Origin of the sequence: Pseudomonas sp. 02C 26, from assembly GCF_002843585.1 — a bacterium.
Classification (GTDB): domain Bacteria; phylum Pseudomonadota; class Gammaproteobacteria; order Pseudomonadales; family Pseudomonadaceae; genus Aquipseudomonas; species Aquipseudomonas shirazensis.
The window spans coordinates 4,164,611-4,191,091 of record NZ_CP025262.1; the positions used below are offsets into that span (position 1 = coordinate 4,164,611).

Genomic DNA, 26,481 nt, shown 5'->3' on the forward strand with positions numbered 1-26,481 from the left:
GACCTGGACATTTTCATACAAGGTATGACCGTGACTGCCGCACTCCCTCCTGCTGCCCTGCGCCGCGTGCTGACCGCCCTGATGCTGGCGATCTTTCTTGGTGCCCTCGACCAGACCATCGTTGCCGTGTCGCTGCCGGCGATCTCGGCGCAGTTCAATGACGTCGAGCTGCTGGCCTGGGTGATTGCCGGGTATATGGTAGCGATGACCGTTGCGGTGCCGATCTACGGCAAGCTGGGTGACCTGTACGGGCGCCGCAGAATGATCCTCACCGGCACCGCGCTGTTCACCCTGGCCTCGGTGTTCTGTGCACTCGCGCAGAATATCGAGCAGTTGATCCTGGCCAGGGTGCTGCAGGGCATCGGCGCCGGCGGCATGGTCTCGGTAAGCCAGGCGATCATTGGTGATTACGTGGCACCGCGCGATCGCGGCAAGTATCAAGGTTATTTCAGCAGCATGTACGCCCTGGCCAGCGTGGCCGGGCCGGTCCTGGGCGGCGGCTTGACCGCTTACTTGTCGTGGCACTGGGTGTTCTGGATCAATCTACCGCTGGGGCTGCTGGCGCTGTGGGTCATCGGTCGAGCGCTGAACGGCATGCCGAGCCGCCATCGCGCGGCGAAGGTGGATTATCTGGGGGCACTGCTGCTGATCGTCGGCCTGGGCAGCCTGCTGCTGGGCATCACCCTGATCGGCCAAGGGCATGCCTGGCTGTCGACGCCGGTAGTGGCTTTGTTCGGCTGCGCCAGCCTGGGTCTGCTGCTGTTGATTGTTCAGGAACGCCGCTGCGCCGAGCCGCTGCTGCCGCTCAAGCTGTTCGGAAACCGCGTCGCGCTGGCCAGTTGGGGGGTGATCTTCTTTGCCAGCTTCCAGTCGATCTCGCTGACCATGCTGATGCCGCTGCGCTTTCAGAGCATTACTGGCGCCAGCGCCGACAGCGCTGCGCTACACCTCTTGCCGCTGGCTATCGGCCTGCCGCTGGGGGCATTTTGCGGCGGTCGGCTGACCAGCCGTACTGGTCGCTACAAGCCGCAGATCCTCGCCGGCGCCGTGTTGATGCCTATGGCAATCCTGGTAATGGCGCTGACTCCACCTGACTCAGCGCTGCTCAGTGCGCTGGCGATGATCCTGGTCGGGGTTGCTGGCGGCCTGCAGTTTCCGACATCGCTGGTGGCCAGCCAGAGTGCAGTGCAAGCGCAGGATATCGGCGTGGTGACCAGCACTACCAACCTGTTCCGCTCGTTGGGCGGCGCGGTGGGTGTGGCGTGCATGTCCAGCGTGCTGCTGGCATTGCTGCATATGGGTGGGATTGAGTTGCTCGGCAATCCATTGCTGGCGAATGTGCAGACGGGAACGGCCGACCCACTGCACCAGGCGCAGCTGCTGCAGACCTTCAGCTATCTGCTGATGGGCAGTGCCGCCGTTGCGCTGCTGGGTCTGATTGCCGCAGTGGCATTGCCCGACCGACAACTGCGCGGGCATTGAACCCGCGCCCGGCTGTTAATCGCCGGTTAATCCGTGCCTCACAAGCTCGCGCACAATCCTTCACAAAGTCTCATTTGCGCAAGGCCGGGCTCAGGCGCAGCATGTCCAGGCCCGTGTCGACCCAGCGTTCGGCATTGCCCAGCAGATCGAAGCTGTCTGGCAGCAACAACCAGCGGCCGATCAGACCGTCGATGTAGGCAAAAATCGCTACCGCAGCATGGTCGACCAATAGGTCGGCAGGCAACTGTTCGCGCCGTACTGCATTGCCCAGCGCCAGCACGATACTTTGGTGGCAATCGGCAATGGCCCCTTGGCGCTGCTGGCGGATTTCACACATCTCATCGGTGAACTCGCACTTGTGATGCAGGATCTCATTGATACGCCGGGTCCGCGCGTCCAGCACCAGGTCGTTGAGCACCTGCAACAGCAGTGTGCGCATGCAGCCGAGCGGATCGAGCTCATCCTCGCTCTCGCTGGCGCGAGCCAGATGGTCGTGGCTCTCGTGGACACTGTCGAGCAGCGCCTGGACCAGCTCGGCCTTGTTGCTGAAGTGCCAATAGATAGCGCCACGGGTGACCCCCGCCTGCTGCGCAATATCAGCCAGGGTAGTGCGCGCAACCCCGCGCTTGTAGAAAGCCCGCTCCGCAGCCGCAACAATCTGGGCGCGGGTTTCCTGGGCTTCCTCTTTGGTTCGACGGACCATGGCAGCTCAACCTCATCAAAACCCCAGCGCATGACCTGTGCCAGGGTGGCCAGCGTGGAACACCTCTGGATGGGCGTTTCTCAACACGATTCTGGTCTGTGCTGTGGCAACAGACCGCTACAAATGACTATTTACAAACAACCATGAATGTAAGTATATTCGTTAGTAAGCTACTTATCCAGCCGAATGATTTATTCTGACAAGACTCTTCCATTACTCTTGAGCATCTCCCAGCTCTAGCGACCCGAGGATCCTCATGCAATTCAAGCCAGCTGTCACAGCCCTGGTTTCCGCCGTCGCCCTGGCAACCCTGCTCAGTGGCTGCAAGAAAGAAGAAGCCGCGCCTGCACCGCAGGCTCCTCAGGTCGGCGTTGTAACCCTGCAACCGCAAGCCTTCACCCTGACCTCGGAACTGCCGGGCCGCACCACTGCATTCCGCGTTGCCGAAGTGCGCCCGCAGGTCAATGGCATCATCCTCAAGCGCCTGTTCAAAGAAGGCAGTGACGTCAAGGAAGGCCAGCAGCTCTATCAGATCGACCCTTCTGTTTACGAAGCGACCCTGGCCAACGCCCAGGCCAACGTGCAAGCGACCCGCTCGCTGGCCGATCGCTACAAGCAGCTGATCGATGAGCAGGCCGTATCCAAGCAGGAATACGACGATGCCAATGCCAAACGATTGCAGGCTGAAGCAACGCTCAAGAGTGCCCAGATCGACCTGCGCTACACCAAGGTGCTGGCGCCGATCAGCGGCCGTATCGGTCGCTCGGCGTTCACCGAAGGTGCATTGGTGAGCAACGGCCAGACCGACGCCATGGCCACTATTCAACAGCTTGATCCGGTCTATGTCGACGTCACCCAGTCCACCGCCGAGCTGCTCAAGCTGCGCCGCGAGCTGGCCAGTGGGCAACTGCAGAAATCCGGTGAGAATTCCGCTCAGGTCGAGCTGATTCTGGAAGATGGCAGCACCTTCGCGCAAAAAGGCCGCCTGGAGTTCTCCGAGGTGTCGGTCGATGAAACCACCGGTTCCGTGGTGCTGCGTGCCGTGTTCCCCAACCCCGACCACACCCTGCTGCCGGGCATGTTCGTCCACGCTCGCCTGCAGTCTGGGGTCAATGCCAATGCCATCCTGGCGCCGCAGCAAGGCGTCACCCGCGACCTCAAAGGCACGCCTACGGCACTGGTCGTGAACAAGGACAACAAGGTCGAACTGCGCGAGCTCAAGGCCAGCCGGACTCTGGGCAGCGACTGGCTGATCGAGGAAGGCCTCAACCCGGGCGACCGTCTGATCACCGAGGGCCTGCAGTACGTGCGCCCTGGCGTCGAGGTCAAGGTCAGCGAAGCGACCAACGTCAAGTCTGCGGCTAACCCCAACCAGGCCAACGCGGCGAAAGCTGACGCCAAAGCGGAGTAAACCATGTCGAAGTTCTTTATCGATCGCCCGATCTTCGCATGGGTGATTGCCTTGGTGATCATGCTGGTCGGCGCCTTGTCGATCCTCAAGCTGCCGATCAACCAGTACCCAAGCATTGCCCCGCCTGCCATCGCGATTGCCGTGAGCTACCCGGGTGCCTCGGCGCAAACCGTGCAGGACACCGTGGTCCAGGTGATCGAGCAGCAGCTCAACGGTATCGACAACCTGCGCTATGTGCAGTCGGAGAGCAACTCCGACGGCAGCATGACCATTACCGCCACCTTCGAGCAGGGCACCAACGCTGATACCGCGCAGGTGCAGGTGCAGAACAAGCTCAACCTGGCCACCCCGCTGCTGCCGCAAGAAGTGCAGCAACAGGGTATCCGCGTGACCAAGGCAGTGAAGAACTTCCTGATGGTGATCGGCTTGGTGTCCGAGGACGGCAGCATGACCAAGGATGACTTGGCCAACTACATCGTCTCGAACATGCAGGATCCGGTTTCGCGCACCGCGGGTGTGGGTGACTTCCAGGTGTTCGGCGCCCAGTACGCCATGCGTATCTGGCTCGATCCGGCCAAGCTGAACAAATTCCAGCTGACCCCGGTCGACGTGCGCACCGCAGTCACCGCGCAGAACGTGCAGGTTTCCAGCGGTCAGCTGGGCGGCCTGCCAGCACTGCCGGGCACTCAGCTCAACGCCACCATCATCGGCAAGACCCGCCTGCAGACTGCCGAGCAGTTCGAGAAGATCCTGCTCAAGGTCAACAAGGACGGCTCCCAGGTGCGCCTGGGCGATGTCGCCAAGGTCGGTCTGGGCGGCGAGAACTATTCGGTAAGCGCCCAGTTCAACGGCAAGCCGGCTTCGGGCCTGGCGGTCAAACTGGCCACCGGCGCCAACGCCCTGGATACCGCCAAGGCGCTGCGCAAGACCATCAGCGACCTCGAGCCGTTCTTCCCGCCAGGGATGAAAGCGGTGTTCCCGTATGACACCACGCCGGTGGTGACCGAGTCGATCAGCGGGGTTATCCACACCCTGATCGAAGCGGTGGTGCTGGTGTTCCTGGTGATGTACCTGTTCCTGCAGAACTTCCGCGCCACAGTGATCACCACCATGACGGTGCCGGTGGTATTGCTCGGCACCTTCGGCATCCTTGCCGCAGCCGGCTTCAGCATCAACACCCTGACCATGTTCGCCATGGTTCTGGCCATCGGCTTGCTGGTGGACGACGCCATCGTTGTGGTGGAGAACGTCGAGCGGGTGATGTCCGAAGAGGGACTACCGCCTAAAGAGGCGACCAAACGCTCGATGGAGCAGATCCAGGGCGCGCTGGTCGGTATTGCCCTGGTGCTGTCGGCGGTACTGCTGCCAATGGCCTTCTTCGGCGGTTCGACCGGTGTGATCTACCGGCAGTTCTCGATCACCATCGTCTCGGCCATGGGCCTGTCGGTACTGGTCGCGTTGATCTTCACCCCGGCCCTGTGCGCCACCATGCTCAAGCCGGTGAAAAAGGGCGAACACCATGTCGCCAAGCGTGGCTTCTTCGGCTGGTTCAACCGCAACTTCGACCGCAGTGTGCAGGGCTACGAGCGTAGCGTCGGCACCATTCTGCGCAACAAGGCGCCATTCCTGCTCGCTTACGCCCTGATCATCGTCGGCATGATCTACCTGTTCATGCGCATCCCGACGGCGTTCCTGCCTGAAGAAGACCAGGGCGTATTGTTTGCCCAGGTACAAACCCCGGCCGGTTCCAGTGCCGAGCGCACCCAGGCCGTCGTCGACCAGATGCGTGAGTACCTGCTCAAGGACGAGGCCGACACCGTGTCGTCGGTGTTCACCGTTACCGGCTTCAACTTCGCCGGCCGTGGGCAGAGCTCGGGTATGGCCTTCATCATGCTCAAACCATGGGGTGAGCGTACGGCCGAAAACAGCGTGTTCGGCCTCGCCGAGCGGGCGCAGCAGCACTTCTTCAGCTTCCGCGATGCGATGGTGTTTGCCTTTGCCCCGCCTGCGGTACTGGAGCTGGGCAACGCCACCGGCTTTGACGTGTTCCTGCAGGACCGTGCCGGTCTTGGCCACGAAAAACTCATGGAAGCGCGCAACCAGTTCCTGGCCAAGGCGTCGCAAAGCAAGATCCTCACCCAGGTACGCCCTAACGGCCTGAACGATGAGCCGCAGTATCAGCTGATTATCGATGACGAGCGCGCCAGCGCGTTGGGCGTGACCATCTCTGATATCAACAGCACCTTGTCGATCGCTCTGGGCGGCAGCTACGTCAACGACTTCATCGACCGCGGTCGGGTCAAGAAGGTCTATATCCAGGGCGACGCGAGTGCGCGGATGAACCCTGAGGACCTGAAGAAGTGGTACGTACGCAACAGCCAGGGTGAGATGGTACCGTTCTCCTCCTTCGCCTCCGGCGAATGGTCGTTCGGCTCGCCAAAACTGTCGCGTTACAACGGCGTGGAAGCGGTCGAAGTTCTGGGGGCACCGGCACCTGGCTACAGTACCGGTGAAGCCATGGCTGAGGTCGAGCGCATTGCCGGCGAACTGCCTACCGGCATTGGCTACTCGTGGACGGGCATGTCCTACGAGGAGAAACTCTCCGGTTCGCAGATGCCAGCCTTGTTCGCCCTGTCGCTGCTGTTCGTGTTCCTCTGCCTGGCAGCGTTGTACGAAAGCTGGTCGATCCCAATCGCGGTCGTGCTGGTAGTACCGCTGGGTATCATCGGTGCACTGGTTGCCACCAGCCTGCGCGGGTTGTCCAACGATGTGTACTTCCTGGTTGGCCTGTTGACCACCATTGGCCTGGCGGCGAAGAACGCGATCCTCATCGTCGAATTCGCCAAAGAGCTACATGAACAAGGCAAAAGCCTGTACGACGCGACCATCGAAGCGTGCCGCATGCGTCTGCGCCCGATCATCATGACCTCGCTGGCGTTCATCCTCGGCGTGGTACCGTTGACCATCGCCAGCGGCGCAGGCTCGGGTAGCCAGCACGCCATTGGTACCGGTGTGATCGGCGGCATGATCAGTGCGACCGTGCTGGCCATCTTCTGGGTACCGTTGTTCTTCGTCGCCGTGTCGTCGCTGTTCGGCAGCAAAAAGCCGGAAGCCGATGCCACCCCTGAAACTCCACGTATCGAGGCTGGGCAATGACCAAGTCTTTGCTGTCCCTGGCGGTCACCGCGCTGATTCTCAGCGGCTGCTCGCTGATTCCTGATTACGAAACCCCGGATGCTCCGGTGGCAGCGCAGTGGCCGCAAGGCCCTGCCTACTCGCCGACCGAGTCGGCAGAAGTGGCAGCAGCCGAGCAAGGCTGGCGCCAGTTCTACACCGATCCGGCGCTGCAACAGCTGATCCAGACTTCGCTGGTGAACAACCGTGACCTGCGCGTTGCTGCGTTGAATATCGACGCCTACCGCGCCCAGTACCGCATCCAGCGGGCTGACCTGTTCCCGGCAGTTTCGGCAACCGGCAGCGGCAGCCGTCAGCGCGTCCCTGCCGACATGTCGCAAACCGGCCAGGCCGGCATTACCAGCCAGTACTCGGCCACCGTCGGCGTCAGCGCCTACGAGCTGGACTTGTTTGGCCGCGTGCGCAGTCTCAGCGAGCAGGCCTTGGAGACTTACCTCTCCAGCGAGCAGGCGCGGCGCTCGACGCAAATCGCGCTGGTCGCCAGCGTGGCCAATGCCTATTACACCTGGCAGGCCGATCAGGCGCTGCTGAAGCTGACCGAAGAAACCCTCAAGACCTACGACCAGAGCTTCAACCTGACCCGTCGCAGCAATGAGGTTGGCGTGGCTTCGGCGCTCGATCTGAGCCAGGCGCGCACTGCTGTAGAAGGCGCCCGGGTCAAGCTTGCGCAGTACCAACGCCTGGTCGCCCAGGACCTCAACAGCCTGACCGTGCTGCTCGGTACCGGCATCCCGGCCAACCTGCCGACACCGCTCAAGCTCGACGCCGACCAGTTGGCCGAAGTGCCAGCGGGCCTGCCGTCCGACTTGCTGCAGCGCCGGCCGGACATCCAGGAAGCCGAGCACCTGCTCAAGGCGGCCAACGCCAATATCGGCGCCGCCCGTGCAGCGTTCTTCCCGAGCATCAGCCTGACCGCCAATGCCGGCACCCTCAGCCCGGACATGAGCGGGCTGTTCAGCGGTGGTTCGGGTACCTGGCTGTTCCAGCCGCAGATCAACCTGCCGATCTTCAACGCCGGCAGCCTGCGCGCCAGCCTGGATTACTCGAAAATCCAGAAGGACATCAACATCGCGCGTTACGAAAAGACCATCCAGACCGCCTTCCAGGAAGTCTCCGATGGCCTGGCCGCACGCAAGACGTTTGAAGAGCAGTTGCAGGCGCAGCGCGATCTGGTTGCAGCCAACCAGGATTACTACCGCCTGGCCGAACGCCGCTACCGCATCGGGATCGACAGCAACCTGACCTTCCTCGATGCCCAACGCAACCTGTTCAGCGCCCAGCAGGCGTTGATCAGCGATCGGCTGTCGCAGCTGACCAGTGAGGTCAACCTGTACAAGGCACTGGGAGGCGGCTGGTACGAGCGCACCGGCGAGGCCAACCAGCAGGCGTCGCTGCAATCGCCTAAAGGCTGATCGCCAAGGCACTGCAACAAGCCCACCCTCGCGGTGGGCTTTTTTGTGCGCGCACGCCACTGCGACGCGGCCCCCGTAGGAGCGGCCTTGTGTCGCGAAAGGCGCGCGTAGCGGGCCCGGCGATCTGTGGTGGTTGCACGATCTCTGGGGCCGCTGCGCGACCCTTTCGCGACACAAGGCCGCTCCTACGGGGACCGCGTCGCTATGGGAAAATTAACTAGCTGGAACATTCCGTTCGATAACCGCCCAATACCGCCTGCGACGAATTGCCCCGGCCCTGACATGCGCCGCAACATCTTCCCCGTACCCGGACACGATGTTTCCAAGCACCGGCTCAACCATAAAAACAAGAGATCTCCAACAGATGAGCACTTCGCACTCCGCACGCCAGCTGCTGCCCGGCCTGTTGGCCATGACCTGCGCCCTGCCCGCCTTCGCCGCCGAAAGCGGTTTTCTGGAAGACGCCAAGGCCAGCCTCAACCTGCGCAACTTCTACATCAACCGCAATTTCGTCGACCCTGCCAACCCGCAAGGCAAGGCCGAGGAGTGGACGCAGAGCTTCATCCTCGATGCGCGCTCCGGCTTCACCCAAGGCACGATCGGCTTCGGCGTCGACGTCCTCGGTCTGTATTCGGTCAAACTCGACGGCGGCAAGGGCACCGGCAACACTGCCCTGCTGCCGATCCACGACGATGGCCGCCCAGCAGATGACTTCGGCCGCCTCGGGGTTGCCTTCAAGGCGCGCCTGTCGCAAACCGAGCTGAAAGTCGGCGAGTGGATGCCGGTACTGCCGATCCTGCGTTCGGACGATGGCCGCTCACTGCCGCAAACCTTCCGCGGTGGCCAGATCACCTCCAAGGAAATCGACGGCCTGACCCTGTACGGCGGCCAGTTCCGCGGCAACAGCCCGCGTAACGACGCCAGCATGGAAGACATGTCGCTGAACGGCCGCGGGGCGTTTGTCTCCGACCGCTTCAACTTCGCTGGCGGTGAGTACACCTTCAACGACAAACGCACGATGATCGGCCTGTGGGATGCCCAGCTAAAGGACATCTACCGCCAGCAATACCTGAACCTGAGCCACAGCCAGCCCATCGGCGAATGGACCCTCGGTGCCAACCTGGGTTACTTCATCGGCAAGGAAGATGGCGCCGAACGTGCCGGCGAACTGGACAACCGCACCGCCTCGGCCATGCTCTCGGCGCGTTACAAAGGCAACACCTTCTACGTCGGCCTGCAGAAGGTCAGCGGTGATGATGGCTGGATGCGGGTCAACGGCACCAGCGGCGGCACCCTCGCCAACGACAGCTACAACTCAAGCTTTGACCAGGCCAAGGAGCGCTCCTGGCAGGTGCGTCATGACTTCAACTTCACCAGCGTCGGCGTGCCTGGCCTGACCTTGATGAACCGCTATATCAAGGGTGACAACGTGCACACCGCAACCGTCGATGACGGCAAGGAATGGGCCCGTGAGAGCGAACTGGCCTATGTAGTCCAATCGGGCACCTTCAAGGACCTGACCATGAAGTGGCGCAACTCGACCATGCGCCGCGACTACAGCACCAATACCTTTGACGAGAACCGGGTGATCGTCAGCTATCCGCTGAACCTGCTGTAAAGCCGCACGCGGCCTCTGCGTGATCACAGCATCGCGCAGAGGCCGTAGCGCTTATCTATAGAACGCAAAGATCTATACATCGGCGCCGACCATCATTGACGGAATATGTATCAAAAGCTAAAAAGATCCATCCCGCCCGCCGCAGAGCTCGACATGGATCTTCGCCAACTGCGCTACTTCATTGCCCTCAACGAATACCGCAGTTTCGTCCGTGCCGCCGAAGCCATGGGCATTACCCAACCTGCATTCAGCCGGGCCATTCAAGGCCTTGAGCAAACCCTCGGTTGCCCATTGGTTGACCGCGCCAGCAAGGCGCTGCAGCCAACCCCGCAAGGCCTGGTAGTACTGCAACATGCCCGCCGGCTGGTCCAGGGCGCTGCCCAACTGAGCATCGATGTCTCACAGATGACCAAGCTCGACGCGGGTGAGCTGCAGTTTGGCTGTGGCTCGGCACTGGCTGTGCAACTGGTGCCCGACGCCTTGCAGCAGTTCATCAAGTTGCATCCCGGTATTCGCACCGCGCTGCAGGTCGACAACGGCGAGCGCCTGGGGCAGGCCTTGCGCCGCGAGCAGATCGAGTTTTTTATCGATGATGTACGCCCATTCGAGGCCGATCCGTACTTTCATACCGAACCTCTCAAACCACGCCCGGGGCTGTTCTTCTGCCGTGCCGGCCACCCCTTGCTAAGCAAGGACAGCTTGTCTACCAACGACCTGTTCGCCTACCCGCTGGCCAGCGCCCTGCTCGCTCCCGGTGTGCGCAAGCGTCTGGCCAACCTCAGCGGGCGCAGTGACTTCAGCGCGCATTTGCAGACCGAGCATCTACCGGTGCTGCGCAGCGTAGTGCTGGGCAGCGACACGATTGGCGCGGCCAGCGAGGAGGCAGTGGCTGAAGACCTCAGTGCGGGGCGCCTGGTGCGGCTGCACTGGCGCAACCTGCCACCGGGTCTGGAGGTGCTCAGCGTGCGTTGCGGTATCGTCAGCCGCAGTGGCTACCGGCTGTCAGCAGCAGCCAGGGCGATGATCGATATGCTGATCAGTCTGGATCAACCCGAGCTGCCTGCCCAGCGGGCACCTGACGTCGGTCTGCGCGCCACTCATTCGCCGCACTGATAGCAGCGCATCACCCATACTCGGTTCCGGCGTTCGGCTTCAGGGGCTATGCTGGCAGACACTGATTGACCATCAGCAAGGCGCCGCCACGGAGCGATAACAATGAAAAGCCTCGTCGAACACCTCAGCCAGTACGCCAACTACCATCGCGACCCGCGCAACATCGCTACCCATTTCGTCGGTATCCCGCTGATCGTGCTGGCGGTGACCGTGCTGCTGTCGCGGCCCGGTTGGGAGCTGGCGGGCGTGTGGCTGTCACCGGCTTTGCTGGCAGCGGCGGCGTCGGTGTGGTTCTACCTGCGTCTGGACCTGCGCTTCGGCCTGGTGATGGGGCTGCTGCTGGGCTTGTGCCTGTGGATCGGTCAGGCACTGGCGGTGCAGAGCACCGGCGTGTGGCTGAGCGCCGGGCTGGGCACGTTCGTGCTGGGCTGGATCATCCAGTTCGTCGGGCATTACTACGAGGGGCGCAAGCCGGCGTTTGTCGATGACCTCAGCGGCTTGATCATCGGGCCATTGTTCGTGGTAGCGGAAGCGGCGTTCATGCTCGGGCTGTGCCCGCAATTGAAACAGGCCGTGGAGGCGAATGCCGGGCCAGTCGCCATCCGCCAGAAAAAGGCGGCGGCGTAACAGCCGGTGCAGCTTGCCTCAGGGTGAGGCAAGCCAGCTCAGGTCAGGCGTTTACTGACGCGACTCGACGCCCAGCTCATCCCACACCGACTCGGCCAGGTGGAAAGTGGCATTGGCCGCCGGAATCCCGCAATAGATCGCGCTCTGCATCAGCACTTCCTTGATTTCTTCACGGGTCACACCGTTGCTCGCAGCGGCACGCAGGTGCAGCTTGAGCTCGTCGGTGCGGTTCATGCCGATCAGCATGGCGATGGTGATCAGGCTGCGGGTGTGCCGTGGCAAGCCAGGACGGGTCCAGATATCACCCCAGGCGTGGCGGGTGATCATCTCCTGGAACTCGCCGTTGAAGTCGTTGAGTTTCTCCAGGCTCCGGTCCACATGGGCATCGCCGAGCACGGCGCGCCGCACCTGCATGCCAGCGTCGTAACGTTGTTTTTCGTCCATGGTGCGCTCCTCAGCGGGCCAGCAGAAAGTCGAGTACACGGGCCGTGAACGGCGCGCCAATTTCGACGTTGGAAAGGTGTGCAGCGGGGAATTCGACGTACTCCGCGCCGGCGATGGCGTTCTGCATGAAGCGGCCGTGCTCAGGCGTGGTGACCACATCGGCAGTGCCGGCAACGATCAGGGTCGGCACCTTCACCGCCGTCAGTTGCTCGCGGTAATCGGCATCGCGCACAGCGGCGCAGTTGGCGGCGTAGCCTTGCGGCGAGGTCTGCGCGAGCATCTCGGTGATGCGCTGAGCCTGCGCTGGCTGGGTCTGGGCGAAATCTGCAGTGAACCAGCGGGCGATCGACGCATCACGCAGGTCGAGCATGGCCTGACGGCCCTGCTTGAGGACCATTTCGATACGGGGATTCCACACTTCATCGCTGCCGATCTTGGCCGCAGTGTTGCACAGGGTCAGGCTGAGCAGACGCTCGCCGGCATTGATCCCCAACCACTGGCCGATCAGCCCGCCCATCGACAGGCCGACAAAGTGCGCCTGACGGATGTCCAGCGCATCCAGCAGCGCCAGTACATCGGCGCCCAGTTGCTCGATGCGGTACGGGCCGTCTGTCACCAGCGAGCCACCGTGGCCGCGAGTGTCGTAGCGCAGCACCCGGAAATGCTCGCTCCAGGCCGGGATCTGCGTGTCCCACATGCCCAGGTCGGTGCCCAGCGAATTGGACAGCACCAGCACCGGAGCGCCTTCGGGGCCATCGAGTTGGTAGTTCAGTACGCCATCAGCCAATTGCAAATGCGCCACAGCGGTCTCCTCAGGCAATGAATTGTTGGTGTTCAGCCACGGCACGCGCCACCCAGACGCGGGCCTGACCAAGGTAATGAGCGGGGTCGAGCAGGCGGTCGAGCTCTTCGCCGGACAACTCGGCGCTGATCTGCGCTTCGTCGCCGAGCACGGCGCGCAAGTGGCGCTGTTCGGCAACCGCACGCTGGCAGCACTGTTCGAGCAGATGATGCGCGCGGTCACGGCCCAGGCGCTGCGCCAACACAATGCTCACTGCCTCGGCCAGCACCAGGCCTTGAGTCAGGTCGAGGTTGCGGCGCATGCGCTCGGCATCGACCTGCATGCCGTCGGCAATCACTTGGGCCTGGCGCAAGGCGCCAGACACCAGGCAGCAGATATCCGGCAAGGTCTCCCATTCGGCGTGCCACAAGCCGAGGCTGCGCTCGTGCTCTTGCGGCATGGCGGCAAACAGCGTGCTGAGCAGGCCCGGCACGCGTGTGGCCGCGCCGATCAGCACCGCGGCGCCGACCGGATTACGCTTGTGCGGCATGGTCGACGAGCCGCCTTTGCCAGGCGCCGAGGGTTCGAACACCTCGCCGGCCTCGGTCTGCATCAGCAGGCTGATATCACGGCCAAACTTGCCCAGGCTGCCAGCCACCAGGCCTAGCACCGAGGCGAACTCGACCAGCCGATCACGCTGGGTATGCCATGGCTGCTCAGGCAGGTTCAGCTTGAGCTGCTCGGCCAGCGCTTCGGCCACCGGCAGCGCTTTGCTGCCCAATGCCGCAAGGCTGCCCGAGGCGCCGCCGAACTGCAGGCACAGCAAGCGCGGACGCAGCTCCTTGAGCCGTTGCCGATGGCGGGTCAGTGCGCCGAGCACCCCGGCCAGCTTCATGCCCAGAGTGACCGGCGTGGCGTGCTGCAGCCAGGTTCGGCCAACCAGCGGCGTGTCGGCATGCTGCAGCGCCTGGCGAGCGAGGCTGTCGGCCAGGCGGGCCAGATCGGCCTCGATCAACGTCAATGCATCGCGCAGTTGCAGGACCAGACCGGTGTCCATGGCGTCCTGGCTGGTGGCGCCAAGGTGCACATAACGCTCGGCCTCGGGTACGCCGCTCGCGACCACCTTGCCCAATGCCTTGACCAGCGGAATCGCCGAATTGCCCGCAGTGGCGATGGCATCGGCCAGCGCATGGGCATCGTAGCGTTCCGCCTTGCACGCCGCCTCGATCGCCGGCACCGCCGTGTGCGGCACCAGCCCGGCGCTGGCCTCGGCGCGCGCCAGGGCTGCTTCGAAGTCGAGCATGCCCTGCAGACGGCCACGGTCAGAGAAGATCTCGCGCATGGCCGGCGCGGTGAAGTAGGCGTCGAACAGCTGGTTGTCCGCTCGGTGGGTCATTATCGATCCTTAGTCATCGTGGTGCAGGTACGCCGCTTGCTTGGGCAGGCGCAGGCTGAACAGGAAGGCAATCGCCATCATTGCCGTGACGTACCAGTAGAAGGTGTTTTCCATGCCCAGAGTCTTCAAGCCCAGGGCAACGTACTCGGCCGAGCCGCCAAACAGCGCGTTGGCCACCGCATACGCCAGGCCGACGCCAAGGGCGCGTACCTGCGGCGGGAACATCTCGGCCTTCACCAGGCCACTGATGGAGGTGTAGAAGCTGACGATACACAACGCCAGGGTAATCAGCACGAAGGCCATGAACGGGCTGGTGACGGTTTTCAGCGCCATCAACAACGGCACGGTGAATACAGTGCCCAGGGCGCCGAACAGCAGCATCGAGTTGCGCCGGCCGATCCGGTCGGAGAGCATGCCGAACACCGGCTGCAGGATCATGAACAGGAACAGCGCCCCGGTCATGACGAAGCTTGCGCTCTTGGCGTTCATCCCGGCGGTGTTGACCAGGTACTTTTGCATGTAAGTGGTGAAGGTGTAGAAGATCAGCGAGCCACCGGCGGTGTAACCGAGCACGGTGATGAACGCCGCAGCGTGGTTGCGGAACAGGCCTTTGACGCTACCTGCATCCTTGTCCTGACGCGCCTCGGCAGTGCTGGTTTCGTGCAGCGAGCGGCGCAGCATGAGCGAGATCAACGCCGCAACGGCACCGACCACGAACGGGATGCGCCAGCCCCAGGCACGCAGCTCATCTTCGCTGAGCAACTGCTGCAGGATTACCACCACCAGCACTGCCAGCAACTGGCCGCCGATCAGGGTCACGTACTGGAACGAGGCAAAGAAGCCGCGCTGGCCGCGCAATGCCACTTCGCTCATGTAGGTAGCCGTAGTGCCGTATTCACCGCCTACCGACAGGCCCTGGATCAAGCGCGCCAGCAACAGCAGCGCCGGCGCCCAGGCGCCGATACTGGCGTAGGTAGGCAGGCAGGCAATGATCAACGAGCCGAAGCACATCATCAGCACAGAGATCATCAATGAATGCTTGCGGCCTTTGCGGTCGGCCAGCCGACCGAAGATCCAGCCACCGATTGGCCGCATCAAGAAGCCCGCAGCGAATACCCCGGCCGTGTTCAGCAGCTGCACCGTGGGGTCATCGGACGGGAAGAAGGCTGGCGCAAAATAGATTGCGCAGAAGGCGTAGACGTAGAAGTCGAACCACTCCACCAGGTTGCCTGATGATGCACCGACAATGGCAAAAATGCGCTTGCTGCGCTCTTCACCGGTGTAATGAATTGAGGTCATGGTGGGATTACTCCTGAGGGTTACCGTTGAATCTAGACATACTCAGTAACACTCATGTTCCGCCAGCCCGGCTTTGGTCGGGGTTGAAAGGCAGTCTGGCCGCGTTGCGAACCCAGACCAGCAGTGCTCAGGTTGCGTGGACCTGAGCACTGCTGGCACGCTGGCACAAAACGGCCAGGCTGCATGTTGCGCTTGCTCAGACCCGCTCGATAGCCAACGCCAGGCCTTGGCCGACGCCTACACACATGGTCGCCAGGCCTTTGCGCCCGCCGGTTTTTTCCAGCTGATGCAGCGCTGTCAGCACCAGGCGTGCGCCGCTCATGCCCAGTGGGTGGCCAAGGGCGATAGCACCACCGTTCGGGTTGACCTGTGGCGCGTCATCCGCCACACCCAGCTCACGCAGGACCGCCAGGCCCTGGCTGGCAAAGGCTTCGTTCAGCTCGATGACATCAAAATCTGCCACGGCGATGCCCAAGCGCTCGGTCAGCTTGCGTACCGCAGGCACCGGGCCGATGCCCATTACCCGCGGGGCAACGCCAGCGCTGGCCATGCCGAGCACGCGCGCGCGTGGGGTCAGGCCGTGCTTCTTGACCGCTTCGGCCGAGGCCAGAATCAGCGCCGCAGCACCGTCGTTGACGCCCGAGGCGTTGCCGGCGGTGACGGTCTTGTCCGGGCCGTTGACCGGTTTCAGCCGGGTCAGCGCTTCAAGGGTGGTGTCGGGGCGCAGGTGTTCATCCTGCTCGACCACGGTCTCGCCCTTCTTGTGGGCGATGCGCACCGGCACGATCTCTTCAGCGAAGAAACCCGCCGCCTGCGCGGCACCGGCCTTCTGCTGGCTGCGCACGGCGAAGGCGTCCTGATCGGCACGCGATACCTGATAATCGTCGGCAACGTTGTCGGCTGTCTCGGGCATCGAATCGACGCCGTACTGGCTCTTCATCAGTGGATTGATGAAGCGCCAGCCGATGGTGGTGTCTTCCAGCTTCATGTTGCGCGAGTAACCGCTCTCGGCCTTGCCCATGACGAACGGCGCACGCGACATCGACTCGACGCCGCCGGCAATCGCCAGCTCCATTTCGCCGCTGGCGATGGCGCGGAAGGCAGTGCCGATGGCGTCCATGCCCGACGCGCACAGGCGGTTCAAGGTTACCCCGGGAATGCTCGCCGGCAAGCCGGCCAGCAGCAGCGCCATGCGCGCAACGTTGCGGTTGTCTTCACCGGCCTGGTTGGCGCAGCCGAAGAACACCTCGTCGACCTGATCCCATTGCACCGACGGGTTGCGCTCGATCAGCGCCTTGAGCGGCACTGCCGCGAGGTCGTCGGCACGCACGCTGGCCAGGGCGCCGCCGAAGCGGCCGATGGGGGTGCGGATGGCGTCGCAGATGAATACTTCACGCATCACGCTTCTCCTGGCTTCTGGCCGTGGGCGGCAGCGGTGCGCTCTTCCAGATCACGCAGCGCGGTCAGTTCCAGCTCGGTCGGCGCAGCGGTAGTCTGCGCGTCGTCGGCAAAACGAATGGCCCAGCCGGTGGCGGCGATGATCTGCTCGCGGGTCACGCCTGGGTGAATCGAGGTGACCACGAATTCGTTACTGCCAGCTTCCGGCTCCATGATGCACAGGTCGGTGATGATCCCGACCGGGCCTTCACCGGGCAGGCCGAGACGCTTGCGCGAGTCGCCGCCTTCACCGTGGCCGACCGAGGTGATGAAGTCGAGCTTGTCGACGAATGCACGCGGCGACTGCTTGAGGATGATCAGCACCTGTTTGGCGGAACCGGCGATTTCCGGTGCGCCGCCGGCACCTGGCAAGCGCGTGCGCGGGGCGTGGTAGTCACCGACGACGGTGGTGTTGATGTTGCCGAAGCGGTCGACCTGAGCAGCGCCAAGGAAGCCTACGTCAATGCGCCCGCCCTGCAGCCAGTAGCGGAAGATCTCGCCAGTCGGCACCACGGTGTCGGCCGTTTCGGCCAGCTCGCCATCACCAATCGACAGCGGCAGTACGGTTGGCTTGGCGCCAATCGGGCCAGATTCGTAGATCAGCACCACGTCAGGCGACGAGGTCAGGCGCGCCAGGTTGGCGGCCTTGGACGGCAGGCCGATACCGACGAAGCATACCGCGCCATTGCGCAGCCGGCGGGCGGCGGCGACGGTCATCATTTCGGAAGTGGAGTAGCTCATTGTGCGGCCTCCGTGGTGCTGGCCAGCTTGGCCTTGAATTCGCTGAAGTCGGCGGTGCCGCGGATGTATTGGTCGATCCAGGCGGTAAATGTCGCGCGGTCACGGGCGATCGGGTCCCAGGCCTGGTAGAAGCGGTTGTCGCGCTCGTAGTAACCGTGGGCGTAGGACGGATGCGCGCCACCTGGCACCAGGCACACGGCAGACAGCGCCCAGGTCGGCAGCACGCAGGCGTTCATCGGCGCCTGCAGGTCGTCGACGATTTCTTCGACGGTGACGATGCAACGCTTGGCGGCGAGGGCTGCTTCTTTCTGTACGCCGAGGATACCCCACAGCAGGACGTTGCCCTTGCGGTCGGCCTTCTGCGCGTGAATCACGGTCACGTCAGGGCGCACCGAAGGCACCGCTGCCAGGACTTCGCCGGTGAACGGGCAGGTAACGCTCTGGATCAGCGGGTTGACCTTGGGCAGGTCAGAACCGGCATAAGCACGCAGTACAGCAAAGGGCAGGCCCGAAGCGCCGGCGACGTAGGCGTTGGCCAGGTCGGCGTGGCTGTGCTCTTCGATCTCGATCGCGTGCGGCCATTGTTTTTCCACGGCGTCACGCAGGCGGTGCAGCGAACCGACACCTGGATTACCGCCCCAGGAGAAGATCAGCTTGCTGGCGCAACCGGCGCCGATCAACTGATCGTAGATCAGGTCCGGGGTCATCCGCACCAGGGTCAGGTCACGTTTGCCCTGGCGAATGATCTCGTGGCCCGCGGCGGTCGGGATCAGGTGGGTGAAGCCTTCGAGAGCGACGGTGTCGCCGTCCTGGATGAACTGCTTCACGGCCTCGTGAAGCGAGAGGATTGCTGCCATTGGAGACTCCTGGTCAGGATGCTGCGTTGAGCTCAGATTAAGCAAGCTGGACACGTCGCACAATCCGATAATCGATTACTCGTTCGATTATCGAACATTTTGTTGCTGTGCTATCCATTGCTGTTCAATGCCGCAAAGCCGCTGTACGAGCGGCCTGCGGTCGTTGCCCAAGCTGCATCAGGTTGCGTCGGCGTGGCTTACCAAGCCTTTGATGATCACAGCGACCGTGGCCAGCGCCGCAGGCACCAGCAGCGCAGTCAGCACCTGCTCGAAGTTCCAGCCCAAGCCGAGCAAGGTCGCCCCGCTCCATGCCCCGAGAATCGCCCCGAAGCGGCCGATGCCGAGCATCCACGATACCCCGGTAGCCCGCGCCTGGGTCGGATAGAAGCGCGCGGCGAGGGACGGCATGGCCGATTGCGCGCCGTTGACACACATACCCGCGACCAGCACCAGGGTTGCCAGAATGGTGATGTTGCCCAGGCTCTGGCCAACCGCGTAGGCAAACACCCCGGCCAGCAGGTAGAACACGCCGATGACCTTGTGCGGGTTGTAACGGTCCATCGCCCAACCGACACCGACCGCACTGAGCACACCGCCAAACTGGAACAGCGCGCCGATGAACGCCGCCTGCTCCAAGCTCGCGCCACTGTCGCGCATCAGCGTCGGCAGCCAGCTGGTCAGCAGGTAGACGATGACCAGACCCATGAAGTAGGTCATCCACAACAGCATGGTGCCCACCCCATAGGTGCCGGAGAAGATCACCGCAAACACGCTGCGCGCGGCGACCACTTTCTGTTCCGGCACACTGAAGCTGGCAGCCTTGGCCACGATTGCCGGCGCAATCGGCGCCAGGGTCTTGCGGATCTTGTCGATACTGCGGTTGCGCACAACCAGAAAACGCGCCGACTCCGGCAGCCAGAACAGCAACACCACTGCCAGAATCAGCGGCAGCACGCCGCCAACAACCAGCAGGCTGTGCCAGCCATAGGCCGGGATCAGTTTCGCCGACATGAAGCCGCCCCCGGCCATGCCGAGGTTGAAACCGCAGAACATGCTGGTCACCAGCAGCGACTTGAGCCGTTCCGGGGTGTATTCAGACAGCAGCGTGGTCGCGTTGGGCATGCCAGCGCCGAGGCCGATGCCGGTCAGAAAGCGCAGGATCAGCAACTGGTCGACATTGGTCGCGTAGGCCGAAGCCAGACTGAAGCCGCCGAACACCAACACGGCAGCGACCAGCACACCCTTGCGGCCGAAGCGGTCAGCCAACGGGCCTGAGCCCAGCGCGCCGAATACCATGCCGATCAGCGCGGCGCTCATGACCGGCCCCAGGCTGGCCCGGTCGATACCCCACTCTTGTGACAGCGCCGGAGCGATAAAGCCCATGGCGGCAGTATCAAGGCCATCGAGGAAGACAATCAGGAAGCACAGGATCACTACCCGCCATTGATAGCGCGACAGCGGCTGCTGATTGATAAAGGACTGAACGTCGAGGCAGCTGCCGACGTTGGTTTGCGGTTTGTTCATTGTTGTTATCCAGAAAATCGGCGCAAGCAAAACCCTGGCGCACTGTTGCCGCGGGTTGCGAAGAGACGGTTACGGCCTGGCGTCAGCCTGGATACAACGACACTGGATGCGGGTACGCCCGCAGCTCAGAAAAGACAGTGATCATGGTGTTGCCTCGCATGTTGTTCTTGTTCGGTCGGCACAGCCGACCGTTGCGAGAAACATTAATCAGCACGCGATGGCTGCGCAATTCGTTGGCCGCAAGTATGGGCGTTTATCGAACAGTAGATTGCGCAGCTCCCGCGGTTCAGCCAAACAGTTGGGTGCACAGATCCCGACTCGAGGCGAGCAGGATCGGCAAGAACCGCTGCTCAAGCTCGCTGCGGGTGACCCGGCCGACATGCGTACTGACGTTGAGCGCCGCGAGTACCTGCCCCGAGGCATCGTAGATAGGCACGGCAATCGAACGCAGGCCCTGCTCCAGCTCCTGATCAACCACACACCAGCCCTGCGCGCGAACCTGCTGGATGCAGGCGAGCAGCGACTCCTTGTCATGCAACGTGCGGCTGGTACGGGCCTTTAGATCGGCGCGATCGAAGTATTCGTGCAGGCTGGCGTCGTCCAGCGCGGCCAGCAGAATCCGCCCCATCGAGGTGCAATAGGCGGGCAGCCGGCCACCCACCGAGAGGTCTACCGAGATCAACCGCTCGACCGTGGCCGAGCGGGCGATATAGAGGATGTCATCGCCTTCGAGGGTGGCCATGTTGGCGGCTTCGTGCAGTTGGTCGCTGATGCGGTCCAGATAAGGCTGGGCCGACATCGCCAGCGGCGTCGAAGACAAATAGGCATGGCCAAGCGTGAGCACCTTGGGCAGCAAGGAATAGGTCCGCCCATTGGTGGTGGCGTAACCCAGCTTCATCAGCGTGTGCAGGCAGCGCCGCACCGCTGCACGGGGGATCTCGGTACGGTGGCTGATCTGCGCGATGGTCAGGTGCCGCTTGCGCTCCTGGAACGCCTGAATCACCGCCAGGCCGCGCGCCAGTGAGGTCATGAAGTCCGGATCACCGGTGAAGGCCTGAATGCGTTTGGCCGGTGAGGCAACGATGGGCGGCGCCATCGCTGCAGAGCCAGTGCGCTCGGGCATCGGGGAAACGGTGGGCAAGCTTTCGTCGCTCATGGCTGACCTCGAAAAATAATGGGCGCTTCGTGCGATTATCGAACGAACGGCCGATAATCGCAATTGACCGCTGACACTTTTGCTTATACCTTTCCCCTGCCACATGTGGCTTCTTTGGAGAGACTGGTCAGGTACCCACCGTAGAAGTCCCCAGGCACGGCCTCGCTGACGCGGGGCCGTTTATTATTCCTTCTGTGCTGCCATACGAACTTAATCGTTTCTCTCCACTCCAAGTTCTTGCAGTACAAATGATGAAATCACCTGCTACTTGCTCATCGTCAAAGTCTTGCTTCACTATCAGTGAAGACCGATGATCAAACTTCAGCCGGTTGCTACAATTGAATCATTTGAATCACTGCTCGAGCATGCCAGATCGGCGATAGCCGGCTCCCCGCCTCCCTATATAGCCTTGATCCTAACATCGCATGCTCTGATGCCCTTGCTTGCTTGAACCCTGTCGCTGCGACAGCACACTCGCTCTGGTTGCGTGGCCGCATGCCCGATACTGCATGTCGAAGCCGGAGTCTTTACTCTAACTAGTCAGGTATTTACTGTGACGAAAGATGAACTGCGCGCCGAGCTCGAGCGCCAGGCCGAACGCTTCAAGGATGTGTACGGTGGTGAAGTCACCACCTACGCCGCTCAATCCGAACCCGAGCGCAAACCATGGCGCAAACGCGCGACTGTCCAGGACCAGGTATTCGCCCAGGAGCTGGAAAAGATGGAAAAGGACCTGCGCGGCGACGAGGCCTGAGCATTCAGGCCAGGTATTGACTGTGTCGAGTAGCGCCAAGGCAGCGTCCTAGTTGCCCATGAAATGGAATTACACAAATTTCATACAGACGTTTGAATGAGTGTGACGGTACGCGCTTTGCGTAAATTCGCCGGCGTTTAGGGCACTTGGCGGAATTTACGCCAAAAAATATCGCTCCTTGTGCAGCGCACTGGTAACCGTACCGGGCTTTTTTTGCTGCCATCGGTCTGCCGGGGGTGCATCGGCTGCCATGGTTTTCTGGCATAATCCGGCCCCCCTACGACCGCCAGAAAACCTTCATGATCGATTTATTCAGCGGATTGGATGCCTGGGTAGTAGTGAGCCTGGTGCTCGCGCTCACCTTTGTACTCGCATTCGAGTTCATCAATGGCTTTCATGACACCGCCAACGCGGTAGCTACTGTCATCTATACCAAAGCCATGCCCCCGCACCTCGCCGTGTTCTTCTCCGGCGTGTTCAACTTCCTCGGCGTGCTGCTTGGCGGCGTTGGCGTGGCCTATGCCATCGTCCACCTGTTGCCGGTGGAACTGCTGATCAATGTGAACACCGGTCACGGCCTGGCCATGGTCTTCTCGTTGCTGGCCGCGGCCATCGCCTGGAACCTGGGCACCTGGTACTTCGGTATCCCGGCCTCAAGTTCGCACACCCTGATCGGCTCGATCCTCGGTGTCGGCCTGGCCAACGCGCTGATCAGCGACATCCCGCTGGGTGATGGCGTCAACTGGCAGAAGGCAATCGACATCGGTATGTCGCTGGTGCTCTCGCCACTGGCCGGCTTTGCCGTGGCGGCGCTGGTTCTGCTGGGGCTGAAGTGGTGGCGCCCGCTGTCGAAGATGCACAAGACACCGGAGCAGCGCCGCAAGCTCGACGACAAGAAGCATCCACCGTTCTGGAACCGCCTGGTACTGGTGATCTCGGCCATGGGCGTGAGCTTTGTGCACGGCTCCAACGACGGCCAGAAAGGCATCGGCCTGATCATGCTGGTGCTGATCGGCATCGTCCCGGACAAGTTCGTACTCGACCTGAACAGCACCACCTACCAGATCGAACGCACCCGTGATGCAACGCTGCACCTGAGCCAGTTCTACCAGCGCAATGAAGCGATGCTGGGCGAGTTCCTGGCCTTGGGCAAAGCCCAGGCGGGCGATCTGCCGGAGAAGTTCAGCTGCAACCCGCAGCAAACCGAACCGACGATTGCCGCGCTGCAATCGTCGCTGCAAGGCGTGACCGACTACCGCGCGCTGGGCGCCGAGCAGCGCGTCGAAGTGCGCCGCTACCTGCTGTGCCTGGACGACACCGCGAAAAAGGTCGGCAAGCTGCCGGGCCTTGAGCCGCGTGAGAAGTCCGACCTGGAAAAACTGCGCAAAGACCTCACCGCCACCACTGAATATGCACCGTTCTGGGTGATCGTCGCGGTTGCCCTGGCCTTGGGCCTGGGCACCATGGTCGGCTGGAAACGCGTGGTACTGACTGTCGGCGAGAAGATCGGCAAGCAGGGCATGACCTATGCCCAAGGCATGTCGGCGCAGATCACCGCGGCCTGTGCGATCGGCATGGCCAACGTGTTCAGCCTGCCGGTATCGACCACCCATGTATTGTCTTCGGGCGTAGCCGGGACCATGGTCGCCAACAAGAGCGGCCTGCAAGGCGGCACCGTCAAGACCATCCTGCTGGCGTGGGTACTGACCTTGCCGGCAACGGTCGGTCTGGCTGCCGGGCTGTTCTGGCTGGCCACCAAGGCGATCAGCTGAAGCACATTGTGATGATCTGAAAAAGGCGCCTGCGGGCGCCTTTTTCGTTGTTGCCGACCGCAAGCGAGGATCAACGCCGCTTGTTGCCCAGCAACGAGCCCATCAGCCCACGCATCAGCTGCCTGCCTAGTTGGTTGGCCGCCTGACGCACTGCCGACTTGATCGCCTGCCCCGCCGCACCTTGCAAAAACTCCCCTGCCTTATCGGCGAAGCTGTCCTGCTCAGGCTTGGCCTGCGGCACCGGCTCGGCAGGCTCACCTTTACGCTGGGTGAGCATTTCATAGGCAGACTCACGGTCAATCGGCTGGTCGTAACGGCCCCGCAGGCTGGAGGCTGCGAGCAATGCATCGCGCTCGGCACTGCTCAACGGCCCGATCCGCGACTGTGGTGGGGCGACCAGCACGCGCTGGACCATCGCCGGCGTGCCCTTGTCCTCCAAGGTGCCGACCAGCGCCTCGCCTATGCCCAACTCGGTGAGCACGCCAAGGGTGGAAAAAGCGGGATTCGCTCGAAAGCCATCGGCAACCGCCTTCAACGACTTCTGCTCCTTGGCGGTGAATGCTCGCAGGCCATGCTGAATACGCAAGCCGAGCTGGGCCAGCACTGCATCAGGCAGGTCCGCGGGCGACTGGGTGACAAAGTACACCCCAACGCCCTTCGAGCGAATCAGCCTCACCACCTGCTCCAAGCGATCCTGCAGCGCCTTGGGTGTGCCATTGAACAGCAAGTGCGCCTCGTCGAAGAACAGCGCCAGCAGTGGTTTTTCCGCATCCCCGCGCTCGGGCAACTGCTCGAACAGCTCAGCCAGCAGCCACAGCAGGAAGGTCGCGTAGACCTTGGGCGCTTCATGCACCAAGCGGCTGGCGTCAAGTAGATGAATGCGCCCACGGCCATCAGCCGTCGGCTGCAGCAGGTCTTCAAGCTGCAAGGCCGGCTCGCCGAACAATGCCTCGGCGCCCTGCTGCTCAAGGGTCGCCAGGCGCCGTAACAACGCCTGGGTAGAGCTGCTGGTCATCAGCGCACTGTCGTCACCAAGCACCTGCGGATTGTCCTTGAGGTGATTGAGCAGGGCTTTGAGGTCTTTCAGATCGAGCAACAGCAAACCATCCCGATCTGCCACCTTGAACGCTGCGTACAAGGCAGCCTGTTGGCTGTCGCTCAGCTCCAGCAGGTTGCCCAGCAGCAGGGGGCCCATTTCACTGAGCGTGGTACGCAACGGATGGCCAGACTTGCCGGCAATATCCCACAGGGTCACCGGATACGCCTTCGGGCTGTGCCCCAGCCATGGCATCCCGGCAATGCGTTCGGCAACCTTGCCCTGCGGCGTCGCGGCGGCACCGAGGCCGCACAGGTCACCCTTTACGTCGGCAGCGAATACGGCCACGCCCGCGTCACTGAAGACTTCTGCCAGGCGCTGCAGGGTTACGGTCTTGCCTGTGCCGGTGGCACCGGCCACCAGACCGTGGCGGTTGGCCAGGCGCATGGCCTGGCTGACTGGCTGGCCGTCAGCTCCCGCCCCTACAACGATTTGCGAAGAATCTGACATGTTGTTTCATCCTCTCCTCAAGCTTTGCCGAATAACGGCCGATATGTCTTGGTGATAATTGCCTTAAAGACAGGAACATCCCAAAAGTGACTTGCGGGACTAGTTGCACTGTTTTCAGCGCTTTGTGCGAACGACCCGATATCACCTTAGCGGAACCGATCACGCCATGAACAAAAGCCTTCGTTTCAGCCACAAGATCCTTATTGCCGCATCGCTTATCGTGATACTCGCGTTCAGCTTGTTCACCCTTTACAACGATTACCTGCAGCGTAATGCGATTCGTCAGGATCTGGAAAACTATCTGACAGAGATGGGCGCATCGACCTCGACCAACGTGCGCAATCTATTCGATGGCCGGATCAAGCTGGTAGAAAACCTGGCGCAGAACATCGCCCAGGCGCCCGCCGACGCAGAGACCTTGCTCGGCCAGAATGCCCTGATCTCAAGCTTCCTCACAGTCTATGTGGGCAAGGTCGATGGCGGTTTCAGCGTGCGCCCCGACTCGCCGATGCCGGCTGGGTACGATCCGCGTGTGCGGCCCTGGTACAAGGATGGCATGGCTGCTAACGGCGCGATCCTGACCGAGCCGTATATCGACATGGCCACCCAGAAGATGGTCATCGGCATCATCAGCAAGGTTTCGACCAGCGTCGGCGTGGTTGGCGGCGACCTGGCGCTCGACGGCCTGGTCGAGATCATCAACTCGCTGAACTTCGGCGGCATGGGTTACGCCTTCCTGGTCAACGACCAAGGCAAGATTCTGGTTCATCCGGACAAAGACCTGGTCATGAAGCCGCTGTCGGATCTGTTCCCGCAGAACACACCACGGCTTTCCGCTGAACTGACCGAAGTCAGCGCTGACGGCAAGGACCGCCTGGTCACCTTCACCCCAATCAAAGGCCTGCCTGCGGCCAACTGGTACATCGGCTTGTCGGTCGACAAAGACAAAGCCTTCGCCATGCTCAGCACCTTCCGCACCTCGGCGGTGATCGCCACGGTCGTCGCGGTTGTGATCATCATTGCCCTGCTCGGCCTGCTGATTCGGGTGCTGCTGCAGCCACTGCACACCATGACCCGCGCCATGGAAGACATTGCCCAGGGCGAAGGTGACCTGACCAAGCGCCTGACCATTCACAGCCAGGATGAATTCGGCGTACTCGGCAGCGCCTTTAACCGCTTTGTCGAACGTATTCACAGCTCGATCCGCGAGGTG

At 62.3% G+C, this 26,481-nt stretch carries 20 protein-coding genes and 1 pseudogene; 10 read left to right on the forward strand and 11 right to left on the reverse strand.

Annotated features, from left to right (window positions below; translation table 11 throughout):
- The first annotated feature begins 30 nt into the window (after nucleotides 1-30).
- On the forward strand, nucleotides 31-1,482 hold the full coding sequence (locus tag CXQ80_RS18985) for an MDR family MFS transporter (protein WP_101323098.1): 1,452 nt from the start codon (nucleotides 31-33) through the stop codon (nucleotides 1,480-1,482).
- Between the two features lie 70 nt (nucleotides 1,483-1,552).
- Here CXQ80_RS18985 and CXQ80_RS18990 read toward each other — a convergent pair whose 3' ends face one another.
- A complete protein-coding gene (locus CXQ80_RS18990; protein WP_101321929.1) occupies nucleotides 1,553-2,185 on the reverse strand; it encodes a TetR family transcriptional regulator in 633 nt (210 codons plus the stop codon).
- Between the two features lie 256 nt (nucleotides 2,186-2,441).
- On the opposite strand from CXQ80_RS18990, the gene CXQ80_RS18995 reads away from it, so the two are divergent.
- From CXQ80_RS18995 to CXQ80_RS19020, 6 genes are all read left to right on the forward strand, one after another.
- Nucleotides 2,442-3,596: an efflux RND transporter periplasmic adaptor subunit gene (locus CXQ80_RS18995; protein ID WP_101321930.1), complete on the forward strand. Its 1,155-nt coding sequence runs from the start codon at nucleotides 2,442-2,444 to the stop codon at nucleotides 3,594-3,596.
- 3 nt (nucleotides 3,597-3,599) lie between these two features.
- Entirely contained in the window at nucleotides 3,600-6,752 is a 3,153-nt protein-coding gene (gene ttgB / locus CXQ80_RS19000) for a multidrug efflux RND transporter permease subunit TtgB (protein WP_101321931.1), read from the forward strand.
- Entirely contained in the window at nucleotides 6,749-8,203 is a 1,455-nt protein-coding gene (locus tag CXQ80_RS19005) for an AdeC/AdeK/OprM family multidrug efflux complex outer membrane factor (RefSeq protein WP_101321932.1), read from the forward strand. Before ttgB ends, CXQ80_RS19005 begins: the two co-directional genes overlap by 4 nt.
- A gap of 364 nt (nucleotides 8,204-8,567) precedes the next feature.
- The gene (locus CXQ80_RS19010) at nucleotides 8,568-9,821 is read left to right on the forward strand and encodes an OprD family porin (protein WP_101321933.1); all 1,254 of its coding nucleotides are present in this window, start codon (nucleotides 8,568-8,570) and stop codon (nucleotides 9,819-9,821) included.
- Between the two features lie 153 nt (nucleotides 9,822-9,974).
- Entirely contained in the window at nucleotides 9,975-10,934 is a 960-nt protein-coding gene (locus CXQ80_RS19015) for a LysR family transcriptional regulator (RefSeq protein WP_101321934.1), read from the forward strand.
- Between the two features lie 102 nt (nucleotides 10,935-11,036).
- Entirely contained in the window at nucleotides 11,037-11,561 is a 525-nt protein-coding gene (locus tag CXQ80_RS19020) for a DUF962 domain-containing protein (RefSeq protein WP_101321935.1), read from the forward strand.
- A gap of 51 nt (nucleotides 11,562-11,612) precedes the next feature.
- Here CXQ80_RS19020 and pcaC read toward each other — a convergent pair whose 3' ends face one another.
- From pcaC to pcaR, 9 genes are all read right to left on the reverse strand, one after another.
- Nucleotides 11,613-12,005, reverse strand: coding sequence for a 4-carboxymuconolactone decarboxylase (pcaC, locus tag CXQ80_RS19025; protein ID WP_101321936.1), 393 nt, complete (start codon nucleotides 12,003-12,005; stop codon nucleotides 11,613-11,615).
- A gap of 10 nt (nucleotides 12,006-12,015) precedes the next feature.
- Nucleotides 12,016-12,807 carry a 3-oxoadipate enol-lactonase gene (pcaD, locus tag CXQ80_RS19030; protein ID WP_101321937.1) on the reverse strand — a complete coding sequence of 264 codons (792 nt, stop codon included), beginning with the start codon at nucleotides 12,805-12,807 and terminating at the stop codon, nucleotides 12,016-12,018.
- A gap of 10 nt (nucleotides 12,808-12,817) precedes the next feature.
- The gene (locus CXQ80_RS19035) at nucleotides 12,818-14,182 is read right to left on the reverse strand and encodes a 3-carboxy-cis,cis-muconate cycloisomerase (RefSeq protein WP_101321938.1); all 1,365 of its coding nucleotides are present in this window, start codon (nucleotides 14,180-14,182) and stop codon (nucleotides 12,818-12,820) included.
- Between the two features lie 9 nt (nucleotides 14,183-14,191).
- Nucleotides 14,192-15,481, reverse strand: a complete 1,290-nt coding sequence (locus CXQ80_RS19040) for an MFS family transporter (protein ID WP_101321939.1) — start codon at nucleotides 15,479-15,481, stop codon at nucleotides 14,192-14,194.
- Nucleotides 15,482-15,677: 196 nt separating this feature from the next.
- Nucleotides 15,678-16,883: a 3-oxoadipyl-CoA thiolase gene (gene pcaF / locus CXQ80_RS19045; RefSeq protein WP_178080791.1), complete on the reverse strand. Its 1,206-nt coding sequence runs from the start codon at nucleotides 16,881-16,883 to the stop codon at nucleotides 15,678-15,680.
- Nucleotides 16,880-17,659, reverse strand: a complete 780-nt coding sequence (locus tag CXQ80_RS19050) for a CoA-transferase subunit beta (protein WP_101321941.1) — start codon at nucleotides 17,657-17,659, stop codon at nucleotides 16,880-16,882. The genes pcaF and CXQ80_RS19050 overlap by 4 nt, the downstream gene beginning before the upstream one ends.
- Nucleotides 17,656-18,516: a CoA transferase subunit A gene (locus CXQ80_RS19055; protein WP_101321942.1), complete on the reverse strand. Its 861-nt coding sequence runs from the start codon at nucleotides 18,514-18,516 to the stop codon at nucleotides 17,656-17,658. The genes CXQ80_RS19050 and CXQ80_RS19055 overlap by 4 nt, the downstream gene beginning before the upstream one ends.
- A gap of 177 nt (nucleotides 18,517-18,693) precedes the next feature.
- Complete coding sequence (locus tag CXQ80_RS19060; protein ID WP_101321943.1) at nucleotides 18,694-20,040, reverse strand: MFS transporter; 1,347 nt, start codon at nucleotides 20,038-20,040, stop codon at nucleotides 18,694-18,696.
- Between the two features lie 286 nt (nucleotides 20,041-20,326).
- The gene (gene pcaR / locus CXQ80_RS19065; RefSeq protein ID WP_101321944.1) at nucleotides 20,327-21,196 is read right to left on the reverse strand and encodes a pca regulon transcriptional regulator PcaR; all 870 of its coding nucleotides are present in this window, start codon (nucleotides 21,194-21,196) and stop codon (nucleotides 20,327-20,329) included.
- A gap of 553 nt (nucleotides 21,197-21,749) precedes the next feature.
- On the opposite strand from pcaR, the gene CXQ80_RS19070 reads away from it, so the two are divergent.
- Together CXQ80_RS19070 and CXQ80_RS19075 are read left to right on the forward strand one after the other, a co-directional pair.
- Nucleotides 21,750-21,950: a hypothetical protein gene (locus CXQ80_RS19070; RefSeq protein ID WP_101321945.1), complete on the forward strand. Its 201-nt coding sequence runs from the start codon at nucleotides 21,750-21,752 to the stop codon at nucleotides 21,948-21,950.
- A 299-nt stretch (nucleotides 21,951-22,249) separates the two neighbouring features.
- Nucleotides 22,250-23,722 (forward strand): inorganic phosphate transporter, encoded by a 1,473-nt coding sequence (locus tag CXQ80_RS19075; protein WP_101321946.1) that lies wholly within the window; start codon nucleotides 22,250-22,252, stop codon nucleotides 23,720-23,722.
- A gap of 70 nt (nucleotides 23,723-23,792) precedes the next feature.
- Here the strand turns inward: CXQ80_RS19075 and CXQ80_RS19080 are convergent, their stop codons facing one another.
- A complete protein-coding gene (locus CXQ80_RS19080) occupies nucleotides 23,793-25,268 on the reverse strand; it encodes a helicase HerA-like domain-containing protein (protein WP_101321947.1) in 1,476 nt (491 codons plus the stop codon).
- A gap of 166 nt (nucleotides 25,269-25,434) precedes the next feature.
- Between CXQ80_RS19080 and CXQ80_RS25385 the strand changes: the two are divergent.
- A pseudogene (locus CXQ80_RS25385) lies at nucleotides 25,435-26,451 on the forward strand (cache domain-containing protein); the annotation flags it as partial.
- Nucleotides 26,452-26,481 lie beyond the last annotated feature (30 nt).